This is a genomic window from Mesorhizobium sp. WSM4836, assembly GCF_055811815.1.
The window spans coordinates 156,041-171,084 of sequence record NZ_JBVVQF010000005.1; the positions used below are offsets into that span (position 1 = coordinate 156,041).

Sequence of the window (15,044 nt, forward strand, 5' to 3'; positions counted from 1 at the left end):
TGACGATGAATGCTTTGCGGATATTGGCCAGCGCCGTGCTGGCGCTGTCGCTCGCTGCCGGTGCTGCGCAAGCCCAGCAGGTGTTGTTCTGGTCGACACAGGCGCGACCTGTGGAGGAGACGCAAAAAATGCGCGGCGAGGTGCTGAAGGGGTTTGATGGCCAGGTCGATTATCAGGTCGCCGAAGACGGGCCCTGGCTCACCCGCCTTCAGGCCGAACTGCAGGCCGGCTCCGGCACCATAGGCGTGCTCGGCGGCCTGCACGGAGACTTCTCCACCGTCGGCGCGAACCTTGTCGATCTCTCTGGCGTCGATCTCGGTGGCGCCAAGGTCAACGAGACCTACAAGAAGCTCGGCATGCTCGGCACCGGCGAGCAGAAGTACCTGCCATGGATGCAGGCCACCTTCCTGATGGCGGCAAACAAGCAGGCGCTGCAATATCTGCCGGCCGGCACCGATCTCAACGCCATCACCTATGACCAGCTCGTCGAGTGGGCGAAAAACATCGCTGAAAAAACCGGTTCGCCCAAATTCGGTTTTCCGGCCGGCCCGAAAGGGCTGAAGCACCGCTTCTTCGAGGGCTTTCTCCTTCCGTCCTACACCGGTTCGATGGTGACCAAGTTCCGCTCGGCGGAGGCCGAGACGGCGTGGAACAAGTTCAAGGAATTGTGGCAGTACACCAACCCGAACTCGACCAACTATGCCTTTATGCAGGAGCCGCTGCTGACCGGCGAAGTCTGGGTGGCGTTCGACCACGTGGCGCGGCTTGCCGACGCGTTCAACCAGAAGCCCGACGAGTTCGTCGCCTTCCCGGCGCCGGCCGGCCCGGCAGGCCGCGGCTATATGCCGGTGGTCGCCGGCGTCGCTGTCCCGAAGACCTCGCCCGACATGGACAAGGCCAAGGCGCTGGTCGCCTATATGCTGAAACCGGAAACCCAGATCGCGACGCTGAAGGCGACAAACTTCTTCCCCATCGTCGACGTCAAGCTGCCCGACGACATGCCGGCCTCCGTCAAGGCCTTCGGCCCGGTGATCGCCACCATGACCGGTGCTCCTGATGCGTTGCCGGCGCTGTTGCCGATGGGACTTGGCGGCCTCGGCGGCAAGTTCAATCAGATCTACACCGACAGCTTCGAGCGCATCGTGCTTGGCGGCGAGGATGTGCGCGGCGTACTCGACGAACAGGCAGCGGCGCTGAAGGCGATCGTCGACCAGGCGAAGGCGCCGTGCTGGGCGCCCGACAAGCCCTCGCAAGGCGCCTGCCCGGTCGATTAAGAATCCTCCCCGGGCGTCCGGACTTTAGCGCGCCGGGCGCCCACCCTTTTCAAGCATCGAACAGAGAGCGCTCCATGCACGGCAAGGCCCTGCCCTATCTGCTGCTGATGCCGGCGACGCTGTTCCTTTGCGTCTTCTTCCTCTACCCGTTCGCGCTGGTCGCCTTCGAGGCGTTCACCCGCGACGGCAGCTTTACGCTCGACAATTTCCGCACCATGGCGGGCAGCTGGAAGTTTCCGGTCACGGTCCGCAATACGCTGCTTCTGAGCGCCGTCGTCGTGCCGATCCAGCTGGTGATGGCGCTGCTGATGGCGACGGTGGTGTCGCGGCTCGAAACCGGGCGCAGTGCCGCGCTCTATATCTTCGCCATTCCGCTCGGCATCTCCGATCTCGCCGCCGGGCTGATCTGGCTCGCCATCTTCGACCAGTCCGGTTTCCTCAACACCTTGCTCTCCAACCTCGGTGTCGTCGACAGGCCGGTCATGTTTCTCGGATACCAGAGCAAGCTGACGATCTTCATTGCCGTGGCGCTGGCCGAGATCTGGCGCGCGACCGCCATCATGATGGTCATCCTGGCCGCCGGCATGGGGCTGATCCCCCGGGAATATTACGAGGCAGCCGAGGTTTTTGGCGCTAGCCGGTGGAAGCGCTTCATCAAGATCACGCTGCCTCTGCTGCGCCCAAGCCTGCAGACGGCGATCATCCTGCGCGTCATCCTTGCGTTTGAGGTCTTTGCCGTGGTTGCGGCACTCGGCGGCACCAATCTGCCGGTGCTGATGGGCGAGACCTACAATTGGCAGTTCACGCTGCAGGACCGCAATGTCGCCGCCGCCATGGCGCTGTTCATCCTCGCCATCTCGATCGGCTTCACGCTGTTCTTTCTGCGGGTGCTGCGTGTGCCGAAGGAGGCGCGCATATGAGCACCATGGCGGAGCTGTCGATCGCCGCGCCTGAGGCCCGCAAAGCCGGCAACTGGTTGCTGGTCGCTTCCGTCATCCTGCTTTGCGTCTGGGTGCTGCTGCCGATCTATCTGTTGATCGTCAACGCGCTATCATCGCCGGAAGAGGTGACTGCCTTTCCCAAGCGCTTCTTCCCGTCATTCGATTTCGGCAGCCTTTCTTTCTTCGTCAATTTCGCCGGCGTCGCCAGGGCGCTGTGGAACTCCGTCCTCGTCGCCACGCTAACGATGCTCCTCTCGATCGGCTTCGGCGCACCCGCCGGCTACGCACTGTCGCGCTTCGAATTCCCGGGCAAGGAAACGTTCCGTTTCCTCGTGCTGATGACCCGCGCCTTCCCGCTGCCGCTGCTGGCACTGCCGCTGGCGGTGATGTTCATCCGCACCGGCCTCGACGACACCGCGATCGGGCTGGCGCTGGTCCACACCACGCTGGCGCTGCCGTTTGCGGTGCTGATCACCTTCTCGCTGTTCTCCGGCATTCCCGTCGAGCTGGAGGAAGCGGCCTGGACGCTCGGCTGCACGAGATTGCAGGCATTCCGAAAAGTCATTCTACCGCTGGCGCTGCCGGGCATCGCGGCATCGGCGGTGTTTGCCTTCACTATCTCGTGGAACGAGGTGTTTGCCGCGGCAGTGCTCACGATCGAGAACCGGACGCTGACCGCCTTCCTGCTGCAGAGCCTCGGCGAATCGCCGCTCTATCTCAAATTCGCCGGTGGCGCGGCACTGGTCATTCCGGCGCTGATCTTCATCTTCGCCGTTCGCAAATATCTGTTCGCCATGTGGGGGATCGCCAACCGATGACGCGCACGAGAGAGAACGCCGATGGCTGAGATCGCCATCAAAGGGGTGGCAAAGCGCTTCGGCGGCTTCACCGCACTGCATTCGATCGACTTGACCATCGCCGACCAGGAATTCATGGTGCTGCTTGGCGCCTCGGGTTGTGGCAAGACCACGCTGCTGAGGATCGTCGCCGGCTTGGAAACGCCAAGCCAAGGCGAGGTCTGGATCGGCGGCCGCCGCGTCGACCATCTGCCGCCGCGCGAGCGCGGCATCGCCATGGTGTTCCAGAATTACGCCGTGTTTCCGCACCTGACCGTATTCGAGAACATCGCCTTCGGCCTGCGCATGAAGAAGCTGCCGCAGCAGGAGGTCGAGGGGCGCGTCAACCGCACCGCGGAGCTCATGCATATCGAGCAGCTTTTGAAGCGCTATTCGGGCCAGCTTTCCGGCGGTCAGCGCCAACGCGTGGCTGTGGCCCGGGCCCTGGCGATGGAGCCTGACGTGATCTTGATGGACGAGCCGCTGTCGAACCTCGACGCGCTGCTGCGGCTCGAAATGCGCGCCGAGCTCAAAGGTGTACTCGCTGCGTCCAAGACCACCACCATCTACGTTACCCATGACCAAGTCGAGGCGATGAGCTTGGCCGACCGCATCGCCGTCATGCATCAGGGCCATATCGTCCAGGCCGCCTCGCCGGTAGAGGTCTACCGCAATCCGGCGGCCCGCTTCGTCGGCTCCTTCATTGGCAACCCGCCGATGAATTTCATCCCGGCGACGAAGGCGGCAGACGGCGGCTGGACCGTCGCCGGGCTGACGCTGCCTGGCCCCGAATCGGACAAGCAGACGATAGAATTCGCCATTCGCCCCGAGGATGTCGACGCCGGCACCGAAGGGCTGCACGCCATCGTGCGCGTTGTCGAGCCGCTCGGACCGCACACGCTGGTCACCTGCGATGTCGAGGGCGGCATCTTTCGCGCCATCCTCGAATCGAATGCCACGGTCGCTGTCGGCGATCACCTGCGGCTTTCGCCCAAACCCGACCGCATCCGCTGGTTCGATCCCGAAACCACCAAAGCCCTTTGATTCCCCTTCGATCCTGAAAGTACGAACGCCCCGATGATATCTCTTGCTGTCGACGAAACCATCACCCGCGCCGTCGAGGTGCTCAGGGAAAACGACCAAGGCACCTACACCATACCGACCAAGGGGCTATACCCGTTTCAGTGGAACTGGGATTCCTGCCTGACCGCGCTCGGTCTTGCCTACTACGATGAAGCTCGGGCCTGGACCGAGATCGACACGCTCTTCGCCCACCAGTGGCCAGACGGCATCGTGCCGCATATCGTCTTCCATGTCCTGAACGACAGCTATTTCCCCGGGCCGGAGGTCTGGGGAACGGACCGTCCGACCGCCACCTCCGGCATCACCCAGCCGGCGGTCGCCGGCTTTGCCGTGCGCCGTCTGTTCGACCGGGCCAAGAACAAGACCCTGGCGGCCGAGCGCGCCCGTGCGCTGTTGCCGAAAATCGATGCCTGGCACCGCTGGTTCTACGAAAATCGCGACCCGAACGGCGAAGGGCTGGTCGCCATAATCCACCCATGGGAGTCCGGCCGCGACAACTCGATCGACTGGGACGAGGCGTTCGAGCGCGTGCCGACCGAAGGCGTCGAGCCCTACACCCGCCGCGACATCCTGCACGCCGATCCGGCGCATCGTCCAACCAAGGCACAGTATGACCGCTATATCTGGCTGCTGCAGCATTTCCGCGGGCTTGGCTGGGACAACGCCCGGCTGCACGATGCCTCGCCATTCCAGGTCGTCGATCCTGGCTTCAACGCCATCCTGATCCGTTCCGCCGCCGACCTTGCCGATCTCGCCGAGGCCCTTCACGAAACCGAAATCGCCAAGGCCAACCGCGCCCGTGCCGAAAAGGGGCTTTCGGCAATGGAACGGCTGTGGAGCGACGCGCATGGCCAGTACATTTGTTTCGACCGAGTGGCCGGAAAGCACGTCGACAGCGCGTCGGTCGGTGGCATTCTGCCGGTGTTTTCGGCCATCCCGGAAAGCCGGGCAGCGGCCATCGCCGCAACGATCGAGCGCATCGCCGGCAAAGCGCGTTACATCGTCCCCTCGCACGATCCTGAGGATGAACGCCTCGACCCAAAGCGCTACTGGCGCGGCCCGGTCTGGCTGGTGGTCAACTACATGATCGCCGACGGCCTTGCCGCCGCCGGCCACAGCCAAATCGCACAACGGATCACCCAGTCCAGTCTCGAGCTGATCGCCGAGAGCGGCTTTGCCGAATATTATGACCCGCTCACCGGCGAACCGCTCGGCGGCAATCGCTTCACCTGGACCGCGGCTATGGTGCTCGAGTTCCTGAAGGGCAGAACCTGAAGGCAGCCACTGTTGGCAGTCCCGCATAGGTTTGACAAACAGCAGTCCGTGTCTATCGTCAGCGTGTTGCAGGAGCGGCGCATGACGACAACATCCGTGAGCGCTCTGTCCCCGCTGACCGGCGAACTCCTATCGCGGCTGGAAAACCGGCTGGACCGGTCGGCGATCGTCTCGGCCGATGAGGCCGGGCCGCGTTACAGGGAAGACCCCGATGGCAAGACCGGTACGCCACCGGAGGTCGTGCTGCGACCGCGCACTGCCGGCGAGGTGTCGGACATACTGCGCCTCTGCAATGAGGCGGGGCAGAGGCTTGTGATCCAGGGGGGCCGGACCGGGCTCGCCGGCGGCGCTCGCATCCAACCCGGCGAAGCTGTGCTGTCGCTGGAGCGCATGGCTTCCATTGAGGCTCTCGATCGCGAGGCGGCGACCATCATCGCCGAGGCCGGGGCGCCGCTGCAAGCAGTGCAGGAAGCCGCCGATGCGGCCGGCTTGCTGTTCGGCGTCGACATCGGTGCGCGCGGCACGGCCACCGTCGGCGGCAATATCGTCACCAATGCCGGCGGCATGCGCGTGCTACGCTACGGCATGTACCGGGCGCAGGTGCTTGGCCTGGAAGCGGTGCTTGCCGACGGCAGTATCCTGACCTCGCTCAAGGGTTTGGCGAAGGACAACTCCGGCTACGACCTCAGCCAATTGTTCATCGGCAGCGAGGGCACGCTCGGCGTGGTCACGCGCGCATGCCTGCGGCTGCATCCGAAGCCAGCCACCGAGGTCAACGCCTTCTGCGCGCTTGCGTCGCTCGATGCAGCGATCACGTTGCTTGCGCTGCTCAGGCGGAAGCTCGGGCCCTTGCTATCGGCCTATGAGGTGAATTTCGCACCGCTTTATGGCGCCATGATCGCCGGCATGGACGCGCCGGCGCCGCTGCCCGCCGGCTCGCCCGTCTATGTGCTTGCCGAGATACAGGGCAGCGAGCCCGACCGCGACGGCGAACGTTTTGCCGCGGTGCTGATGCAGGCGGTTGAAGATGGCGTGATCGACGACGTGGTCGTCTCGCAATCGCCGCGAGAATTCCGGGCGCTCTGGGCGGTGCGGGAAGAGGCCAACCGTTTCCTGTTTTCGATTGCAGGCCTGATCGGCGTCGATGTCAGCATCCCGCTGGCGAAAATGGCGACTTTCTTGCGCGAAGCAGAAGCCGCAATCAAGGCCGTCGACCCGAGCGCCGACATCTACGTCTTCGGCCATCTCGGCGACGGCAATCTGCATTACCAGGTCCGCACCGTGGATCCGGCGGCCGCATGCGGCATCGTCTACCGCGGTGTCGCCGCCGCCGGCGGTGGCGTTTCGGCCGAACATGGCATCGGCCTCGACAAGAAGGAATGGCTGCATCTGGTGCGCAGCGATGCAGAGATCGCGGCAATGCGCCGCTTGAAAGCGGCCTTCGACCCGAACAACATCCTCAACGCCGGGCGCATCTTTGACCTCGCGCCGGGCTGAAATCGAAGTCCGACGGCGCTGGCCGACAACCGACCTATCTTGCCATGAGCTTCAATTCGGCATGCGCCACCGCAATGCGGGCGGCAAGCTCGGCGTTGTTGCGGACCAGCGCGATGTTGGCCTTCAGGCTGCGGCCTTGCGAAAGCTCGTTGATGCGGGCGAGCAGAAACGGCGTCAGTTCCTTGCGTCCGATGCCGCGCTTCTCGGCCTCGGCAACGGCCGCTGCGATCGTGCCATCGATGAAGGCCGGATCGAGCGCGTCCGCTTCGGGGATTGGGTTGGCGAGGAGAATGCCGGTGCCGGATTCCATCTCGTTATGCAGCAGCATGGCTCGCGCGATCTCGTCGGGGGTATCGAGGCGATGGTCGGCCTTGAGCCCGCTGGAGCGGATGTAGAAAGCCGGAAAATCATCACTCCCATAGGCGATCACCGGCACGCGCTGAGTTTCCAGATATTCCAACGTCTTCGCAATATCGAGGATCGACTTAACTCCGGCGCAGACGACGGTCGTGCCAGTTTGGCCGAGTTCGGTCAGGTCGGCGGACACATCGAAAGTGGCTTCGGCGCCGCGATGCACGCCGCCGACGCCGCCGGTCGCAAAAATACCGATCCCGGCCAGAGCGGCGATCCGCATCGTCGCCGAGACGGTGGTTCCGGCCGAGCCGCCACGCACCATGATAGCGGCAAGATCGCGCCCGGAGGCCTTGACCACGTCGCTTGCGGCTGCCAGCTCTTCCAGTTCGCGGTCGTCGAGCCCGACCTTGATGTTGCCGGCGACCACCGCGATCGTGGCGGGCACGGCGCCGTTTTCACGCACCACCGTTTCGACACCACGGGCAGTTTCCAGATTGGCCGGATAGGGCATGCCATGGGTGATGATGGTCGATTCCAGTGCCACCACCGCGCGGCCTTCATCAAGCGCGGTAGCGACTTCGTCGTTCAAGTGGACAAGGGAAGGTTTCATATCATCTCGCTTTCAGGCAGGAATGCGGTACATGCCGGCGGCAAGGAAGCGCGGCGACAGATCGGGATGGACGCTGGATTCGCTCTCGGTGGTCAGCGTGGCAAGCAGCGCGCCGGTGCGCACGGCATGAGCGACCGGCTCACCCGAAAGCACCTTGTACAGAGTGCCGGCGATCATCGCGTCACCGGCGCCGGTGATATCGACAGGCTGGGCCGGGACGGAGTGCATGGTCGTCACACCGCTCTCGGTCGCAACGGCAAATCCATGCGCGCCCACGGTCACGATCACTTCGGCAGCGCCGGCCGCGCGCAGCGCTGCTGCTGCTTCCTCTGGTGTCAACCGCTTGTCGGCATCCGTCATGCCGAGCATCGTATTGGCCTCGTCATGATTGGTGAACAGAAGATCGATGCCGGTCAGGTCCTTCGGCAGGCGCGCTGATTTCGGCGCCGATACCGTGTCGACTGCGAGCTTGAAGCGCGCGCCCTGCTTGCGTGACATCAGTGCTGCGATAGTCGCAGCCGGCAGATTGCAGTCGATGAACACCCATCTCGCCGAAGCCAGATGCGGCCAGAAGCGGTCGAGATAGGACGGCGAAAACAGATCGAAGATCTCCATGTCGGCAATGCCGAGCACGAGATCATTGTTGCGGTCGAGGATGGCCGCGTATTCGGCCGTCGGCCGCTCCGTGGTGGTGATGACCTGGCTGACATCGACGCCGAGGTCGCGCAAATGCCGCATCAGCGAGCGGCCGGTTTCATCGTCACCGACGATCGAGACGAAGCTTGTATCGACACCTAGACGGGCAAGGTTCTCGGCGACGTTGCGGGCAACCCCGCCGAAGCTGCGATAGCCATCGACCGGGTTCGACGTCGCGAAGATCAGATCCTTCCTGGCGTGATACTTGCGGTCGAGCACGGCCCCGCCAATGCAGACCATACGTTTGGACGCCGGCAAGACATAGCCGCGGCCGAGAATGTAGCCCTTGTTGATGAGTTGCACGATGTGGGCGGCAACGGTCGAGCGGGCGATTCCGAGCGCCGTCGCTAGATCCTGCTGGCCGGCGAACGGGTTCGCCGCGATCAAGTCGAGAACCGCTTGTTCATGTGCCCCAAGGTCGTCCATCGTCTCACGCGGCCGTCAAATTCGAGGCTGAACGCTGTCGCAACAACAGATGATATTGTCAACGTTTGTTTGCTGACCACCGGCGCTCCTGAGGACCCTGCCGTCCGGACGACGAGAGCGGGTGAGGCGCGAAGACCGCTAAGCCTTCAGCACCGAGACGGCCAATTCGCTGTTGTGGACGTATTCATTGGCGTCAGGCTGCTTCTGCACGAGCAGGATGAACAGCAGGTCGGTGAGCGTCAGTTGTGCATCACGTGCGGTTATCGATGACGAGCGGGCGCGCTCTTCATCGGCGATCGTGTGGAGGCGAATGTCGGCAACCCGGCTCAGCGGATTGTCGCGAAGTCCGGTGACGGCGATCACGATGCTGCCGCGTTTATGTGCGAGTTCTGCTATCCGCAGGGTTTCAATGCTTGCCCCGGAATAGGAAAGCGCGAACAGCACGTCACCTCGTCCAAGCGTCGAGACATTGGCCATTTGCACATGGCTGTCGCTGTCATGCAGCACGTTGCGGCCGAGCTTCATCAGCTTGTAGGAAAAATCGCGCGCCACCAGCGAGGATGCGCCGACGCCGGCCAAATGAATGCGACGCGCACCGTTCAAGGCTTCGAGGGCCTTGCCGATTTCCTGCTCGGTGTTGGCCGCGACGGTCTGTTGCATCGACAAAAGCTTGCTGCCGATCAGCTTGCGCAGGATGACCCGATGGCTGTCGCCGACTTCGATCGAACCGTGGATCATGCCAGCCGGCACGTGCCATTCCTGCGACTTGGCCTCGCTGACGGCGAGCTTAAGCTCCTGATAGCTGGCATAGCCGAGCTTCTGGCTGAACTTGACGACGCTCGACTGGCTGCGGCCGATCTCGGCGGCAAGCCCCGCCGTCGACAGGCGGAGCATCTGGTCGGGATTATCGACGATATACCGCCCGATCTCGCGGTCGCCGGGCGCCATGACTTCGAGCTTGGCCTCGATCTTCTTCAGGACGGACATGCGTTCTCCCATTGCCTGTCATCGACAATGCCGAGCCAAGGAATAAATTATTCCGTCTCTGATTGACAGCCAAGAATGGTCCGTCAAACCTCGACCGGTGCGATTGCGGCCCAGCCTTCGGGCATGTCGACGATTCGGACATGAAAGATCGTAGACTCGCCGACAGCTCGGGATTAGGTCAGAGCCATGGACAAATTGCGGATCGTCGGCGGGCACAGGCTTGAGGGCGCGGTGACGATCTCCGGCGCCAAGAACGCGGCCTTGCCGCAAATAGCGGCGGCGTTGCTCAGCCCGTATCCGCTGCAGCTGACCAACCTGCCCGACGTGACCGATGTCGAGAACATGCTCGGCGTCGTCAGGCTTCATGGCGCCAAGGTCACCAGATCTGCCCACACCGCGACGATCGACACCAGCGCTGCCGTCTCCAGGGAGATAAGCTACGATACTGTCAGGCGCATGCGCGCGACGGTGTTGGTTCTCGGCCCACTGCTTGCCCGCTTCGGCCATGCCCGGGTCTCGCTGCCTGGCGGCTGCGCGATCGGCGCACGGCCGGTCGACATGCACGTCGCCGCACTTGCCGCGCTTGGCGCCGATATCGCGATCGAAAACGGACTGATCGTCGCGTCTGCGCCGGGCGGACTGAAAGGCGCGCGCATCGTTTTGAGCTCGCCGTCGGTCGGCGCGACCGAAACGGCGATGATGGCGGCGACGCCGGCAACCGGCGAGACCGAGATACTCAACGCGGCCCGCGAGCCGGAGGTGGCCGATCTCGCCGCCTGCCTGAGCGCCATGGGCGCGCGGATCGAGGGCGCTGGCACGCACCGCATCCTGATCGCGGGCAGCACAGACTGGCGCGCCGCCACGCACGACATCATCCCGGACCGGATAGAGGCCGGCACCTATGCCGTCGCAGCGGCTATCACCGGCGGTCAGCTCGAGCTGACCCACGCGCGGCTCGAGCACATGGCATCCGTCGTCCAGCTGCTCGAAGCAGCCGGTGTAAAAATATGGCCTGGCGACCGCGGGCTGATCGTATCGAGAGACGGGCCGCTCAGAGCCGTCGACGTGACGACGGAGCCCTATCCGGGCTTTCCGACCGATCTCCAGGCGCAGTTCATGGCGTTGATGTGCTGTGCCGAGGGCGCTTCCCTGTTGCGCGAGACGATCTTCGAGAACCGCTTCATGCATGTGCCCGAACTGATGCGGCTCGGCGCCAATATCAAGCTGCAAGGCACCATGGCGCTGGTGCGCGGGGGCGAGAAGCTGAAGGGCGCGCAAGTGATGGCGACCGACCTGCGCGCCTCCGTCTCGCTCGTACTGGCAGCGCTGGTGTCCGAGGGCGAGACGACGATCAACCGCGTCTATCATCTCGACCGCGGCTATGAGCAGTTGGACCGCAAGCTCCGGCTGTGTGGCGCCCAGATCGAACGAATAAGGCAATGAGTGCCGGTGGGACGTCTCCGCATTATTTCCTGGGCGTCGATGGCGGCGGAACCGGCTGCCGAGCGCGTATCGAAGACGAGGCAGGAACCGTGCTCGGGCAAGGCCTGTCGGGCCCGGCGACAACGCGGCTCGGTATAGAGGCGGCCTGGGCCTCGATTGCCAAAGCCTTTGGCGCGGCGATCGAAGAGGCCGGGTTCGCGGCGGCGGAAATCGCCAGGATCCGCGCCGGCATCGGTGTTGCCGGCATCGGCCGTAAGGGTGCGCTCGAGGCGTTTCGTGGCATCGAACATCCCTTTGCGAGCATCGACTTCGTCAGCGACGGCATCGCGGCATGCCTTGGCGCGCATTCGGGTCAAGACGGCGCCATCGTCATAGCCGGAACCGGTTCGATCGGGCTCGGCTTTGTCGAAGGGCGCGACCTGCGCGTTGGCGGCTACGGTTTTCCGATTTCCGACGAGGGCAGCGGCGCCGATCTCGGACTGAAGGCAGTGCAGCTTGCCTTGCGTGCCCATGACGGCCGGCATGAGCGGACGGCGCTGCTGGCCGAGGTGCTGCAGCGCTTCAAGGACGATCCGTTCGAGGCGGTGGCCTGGATGGACCGCGCCAGCGCGACCGACTATGCCGCCATGGCGCCCATGGTGATCCGCCATGCCGACCAGGGCGATCCGGCCGGTCGGCGGATCGTGCAGGGCGCTGCCGAGCAGATCGACACGTTCGTGCGGGTGCTGTTCGAAAAAGGCGCGCCGCGGGTTACGCTGCTCGGAGGTCTGTCCAGCCCGCTTGAGCCATGGCTCACTCCCGACGTCCGCCGACGGCTGAAGCCGGCCGACGGCGATGCGGTTTCGGGAGCCATAATCCTGGCCAGAAAATCGCTCTACCGCCAGTGATGCCTTGCCCGACAAGGAATATAATATTCCTTCTTCCGTTGACAGAGAGAATATCAAATTCTAAAAAGTTAACGAAACAGAACCGGCGCAGCCGGTACGGAGCCGACGGCCAGGTGCAGGCACTGGACGCCGCTTGCCGCGGGCATCACAGTCCTACTCGCAGTCGCACTTGAAAGTAAGCGAAGTGGTCGAACAAGGGTTGATGTCGGAGCTGGAGCGGCTGGTTTCCGAGGACCGGAACCCGAAAACCATGGACATCGATCTGTTGCCGACCCTCGAGGTGCTGCGCAAGATCAATGACGAGGACAAAGGCGTTGCGTCAGCCGTCGAGAAGGTCATCCCCGATATTGCTACGGCCGTGGACCGGATCGTGAACGCGTTCCAGAACGGTGCACGCCTTGTCTATATTGGGGCTGGCACCAGCGGCCGGCTCGGCGTACTCGACGCCTCGGAATGTCCGCCGACCTTCGGCGTACCCGAGGACATGGTGGTGGGCCTGATCGCCGGCGGCGTCGACGCGCTGATGCACTCTGCGGAAGGCGCCGAGGACGATCCGAAACAGGGAATAAAGGCGCTGCAAGACATCAAGCTGACCGCCGACGACGTGGTCGTCGGCATCGCTGTCAGCGGACGCACACCTTATGTCATCGGTGGCCTGACCTATGCCAAGGAGGTGGGAGCCACCACCGTGGCGTTGTCCTGCAATCCTCGATCGACCATTGCCGGCATTGCCGATATTGCCATCTCTCCGGTGGTTGGCCCGGAGGTCCTCACCGGCTCGACCCGACTGAAATCGGGGACGGCGCAAAAGCTGGTGCTCAACATGCTGTCTACCGCCAGCATGATCCGCATCGGCAAGAGCTATCAGAACCTGATGGTGGACCTCAATCCGAGCAACAAGAAGCTTGTCGCCAGGGCGGTCAGGATCGTGATGCAGACGACCGGCTGCGCGGCACAGCAGGCACGACAGGCACTCGATCAGACCGGCAATGATGTAAAACTGGCAATCCTGGTGACGATCACCGGCATGGGCGTCGAAGAAGCACGTAAGGCGCTTGCCAACGCGGGAGGTTTCCTGCGCAAGGCGATAGGCGAAAAGACGGTGTAAGACCGCATGGATACTGGGCCGATGTTCCGAGGCATGTGTCCCTTTGAAGCGGTCCGGGGAACTGCAAGGCATCTGGTTTAACAATAATGGGAGACGACAATGGTACGGCACATTGGCAAGAACTTGCTTTCCGGCATGACGCTCGCGGCAATGGTTGGCATCGCCGCGCTGCCGGTGCAGGCGAGCGCGGCGACGCTGCATATGGCGTGGTCGCAGGACGCCACGGGTCTTGATCCGCACAAGCAGACGGCATTCTCCTCGCTGCGGCTGCTGGAGCTGATCTACGAACCGCTGGTGCGGCTCGACGCCAATCTGCAGATCGTGCCGGCGGTTGCCGATTCATGGCAGTTCTCGCCGGACGGCAAGGAGTTGAGTTTCAAACTCAATCCGAAAGCAAAATTCCAGAACGGCGCCGCCGTGAATTCGGCCGACGTCAAGGCATCGTTCGAGCGCATACTCGACGAGAAGACGGGTGCGGCTGCGCGCGCCAACTTTCTCTCGATCGCCAGCATCGACACGCCCGATCCAGCCACCGTCGTGTTCCACCTCTCGCAGCCGGATGTGCCGATCCTGACGGCGATGAGCGACGTCAATGCGGCGATCGTCCCGGCAAGCGAAATCACGGCCGGCTCGATCGGCACGACGACGGTCGGCTCGGGTCCCTTCAAGCTCGAAAAGTGGGATCCGAATTCCAAGGAAGTGCTTGTCGCCAACAAGGATTGGGCGGGCGGCGCGACTGGTGTCGACGGCATCGAGATCAGTGTGCTGCCGGACGAAACAGCGATCCTGGCGGCGATGCGCGCCAAGCAGATCGACTTCGCCCTGCTCAACGATCCGCTTGTCGCCACGCTGGTGCCCAAGGAAGCCAGCCTGCAGTTGAACCGCGTGCCGGTGCTAGCCTACCACGTGCTGCAGCTCAATCCCTCCCGCAAGCCGATGACCGAACTCAAGGTGCGCCAGGCAATATCCTGCGTCATCGACCGGCAGGAAGTGCTGGACACCGCCTCGCTTGGCGAAGGCAAAGTCACCGGCCCGCTGACCATCCCGGCGCTGGCGACCGATCCGAACCAGTTGTTCTGCTATAAGCGCGACATTGAGAAGGCCAAGCAGTTGATGGCCGAATCCGGCTATGCCCACGGCTTTTCGGCGACCGTGATCGGCGCCACCGGCGAGCCGCCGACGGCAGCGGCGGAAGCCCAGGTGATCCAGTCGCAACTCGCCGAAATCGGCGTTAAACTCGACATCAAAATGATGGAGCTCAACGTCTATGTCGATGCCTGGCTGAAGGGCGATTTCGACATGGCCGTCGCGCTGAACGGCGGCAGGGCCGATCCCTACACTATGTACAACCGGTACTGGACCAAGACCGGCAATCTGCAGAAGGTGGCGAACTATATCGATGATACGCTGGACAGCCTTATGCAGAAGGGCCGCGCGCAGACCGACCCGGAGAAGCGCAAAGCGATCTTCACCGAGTTCGAGAAGCACATCACCGAGATGTCGCCCTGGATCTGGCTCTACACGTCCTACAGCTATACGGCACAGCAGAAGAATATCGCAGGATTCGAACCGGTGCCGACAGGTTCGCTGTTCAGCCTCGCCAAGGTGACGATCCAGTAGCTGCTTC

At 63.4% G+C, this 15,044-nt stretch carries 13 protein-coding genes; 10 read left to right on the top strand and 3 right to left on the bottom strand.

The window, feature by feature from the left end:
• Nucleotides 1-5 precede the first annotated feature (5 nt).
• From AC0L2P_RS08505 to AC0L2P_RS08530, 6 genes are all read left to right on the top strand, one after another.
• Entirely contained in the window at nucleotides 6-1,274 is a 1,269-nt protein-coding gene (locus tag AC0L2P_RS08505) for an ABC transporter substrate-binding protein (protein ID WP_473500771.1), read from the top strand.
• Nucleotides 1,275-1,348: 74 nt separating this feature from the next.
• The gene (locus tag AC0L2P_RS08510) at nucleotides 1,349-2,194 is read left to right on the top strand and encodes a carbohydrate ABC transporter permease (RefSeq protein WP_473500772.1); all 846 of its coding nucleotides are present in this window, start codon (nucleotides 1,349-1,351) and stop codon (nucleotides 2,192-2,194) included.
• Nucleotides 2,195-2,199: 5 nt separating this feature from the next.
• Nucleotides 2,200-3,033: a carbohydrate ABC transporter permease gene (locus tag AC0L2P_RS08515; RefSeq protein ID WP_473500972.1), complete on the top strand. Its 834-nt coding sequence runs from the start codon at nucleotides 2,200-2,202 to the stop codon at nucleotides 3,031-3,033.
• Between the two features lie 21 nt (nucleotides 3,034-3,054).
• Nucleotides 3,055-4,095, top strand: a complete 1,041-nt coding sequence (locus AC0L2P_RS08520; protein WP_473500773.1) for an ABC transporter ATP-binding protein — start codon at nucleotides 3,055-3,057, stop codon at nucleotides 4,093-4,095.
• 33 nt (nucleotides 4,096-4,128) lie between these two features.
• Nucleotides 4,129-5,409 carry an amylo-alpha-1,6-glucosidase gene (locus tag AC0L2P_RS08525; protein ID WP_473500775.1) on the top strand — a complete coding sequence of 427 codons (1,281 nt, stop codon included), beginning with the start codon at nucleotides 4,129-4,131 and terminating at the stop codon, nucleotides 5,407-5,409.
• An 81-nt stretch (nucleotides 5,410-5,490) separates the two neighbouring features.
• Nucleotides 5,491-6,906, top strand: coding sequence for an FAD-binding oxidoreductase (locus AC0L2P_RS08530; RefSeq protein ID WP_473500776.1), 1,416 nt, complete (start codon nucleotides 5,491-5,493; stop codon nucleotides 6,904-6,906).
• A gap of 34 nt (nucleotides 6,907-6,940) precedes the next feature.
• Here AC0L2P_RS08530 and AC0L2P_RS08535 read toward each other — a convergent pair whose 3' ends face one another.
• The 3 genes from AC0L2P_RS08535 to AC0L2P_RS08545 all read right to left on the bottom strand — a co-directional run bounded on the left by AC0L2P_RS08535 (nucleotide 6,941) and on the right by AC0L2P_RS08545 (nucleotide 9,979).
• Nucleotides 6,941-7,870, bottom strand: coding sequence for a pseudouridine-5'-phosphate glycosidase (locus tag AC0L2P_RS08535; protein WP_473500777.1), 930 nt, complete (start codon nucleotides 7,868-7,870; stop codon nucleotides 6,941-6,943).
• Between the two features lie 12 nt (nucleotides 7,871-7,882).
• Nucleotides 7,883-8,992, bottom strand: a complete 1,110-nt coding sequence (locus AC0L2P_RS08540) for a carbohydrate kinase (protein ID WP_473500778.1) — start codon at nucleotides 8,990-8,992, stop codon at nucleotides 7,883-7,885.
• Nucleotides 8,993-9,130: 138 nt separating this feature from the next.
• A complete protein-coding gene (locus tag AC0L2P_RS08545; protein WP_473500780.1) occupies nucleotides 9,131-9,979 on the bottom strand; it encodes a MurR/RpiR family transcriptional regulator in 849 nt (282 codons plus the stop codon).
• A 186-nt stretch (nucleotides 9,980-10,165) separates the two neighbouring features.
• Here AC0L2P_RS08545 and murA point away from each other — a divergent pair, with 186 nt between their 5' ends.
• The 4 genes from murA to AC0L2P_RS08565 all read left to right on the top strand — a co-directional run bounded on the left by murA (nucleotide 10,166) and on the right by AC0L2P_RS08565 (nucleotide 15,037).
• A complete protein-coding gene (gene murA / locus AC0L2P_RS08550) occupies nucleotides 10,166-11,422 on the top strand; it encodes a UDP-N-acetylglucosamine 1-carboxyvinyltransferase (RefSeq protein WP_473500781.1) in 1,257 nt (418 codons plus the stop codon).
• The gene (locus tag AC0L2P_RS08555; RefSeq protein WP_473500782.1) at nucleotides 11,419-12,309 is read left to right on the top strand and encodes a glucosamine kinase nucleotide-binding domain-containing protein; all 891 of its coding nucleotides are present in this window, start codon (nucleotides 11,419-11,421) and stop codon (nucleotides 12,307-12,309) included. The genes murA and AC0L2P_RS08555 overlap by 4 nt, the downstream gene beginning before the upstream one ends.
• Before the next feature lie 184 nt (nucleotides 12,310-12,493).
• On the top strand, nucleotides 12,494-13,417 hold the full coding sequence (gene murQ, locus AC0L2P_RS08560) for an N-acetylmuramic acid 6-phosphate etherase (protein ID WP_473500973.1): 924 nt from the start codon (nucleotides 12,494-12,496) through the stop codon (nucleotides 13,415-13,417).
• A 99-nt stretch (nucleotides 13,418-13,516) separates the two neighbouring features.
• Nucleotides 13,517-15,037 (top strand): ABC transporter substrate-binding protein, encoded by a 1,521-nt coding sequence (locus AC0L2P_RS08565; RefSeq protein ID WP_473500783.1) that lies wholly within the window; start codon nucleotides 13,517-13,519, stop codon nucleotides 15,035-15,037.
• Nucleotides 15,038-15,044: the final 7 nt, after the last annotated feature.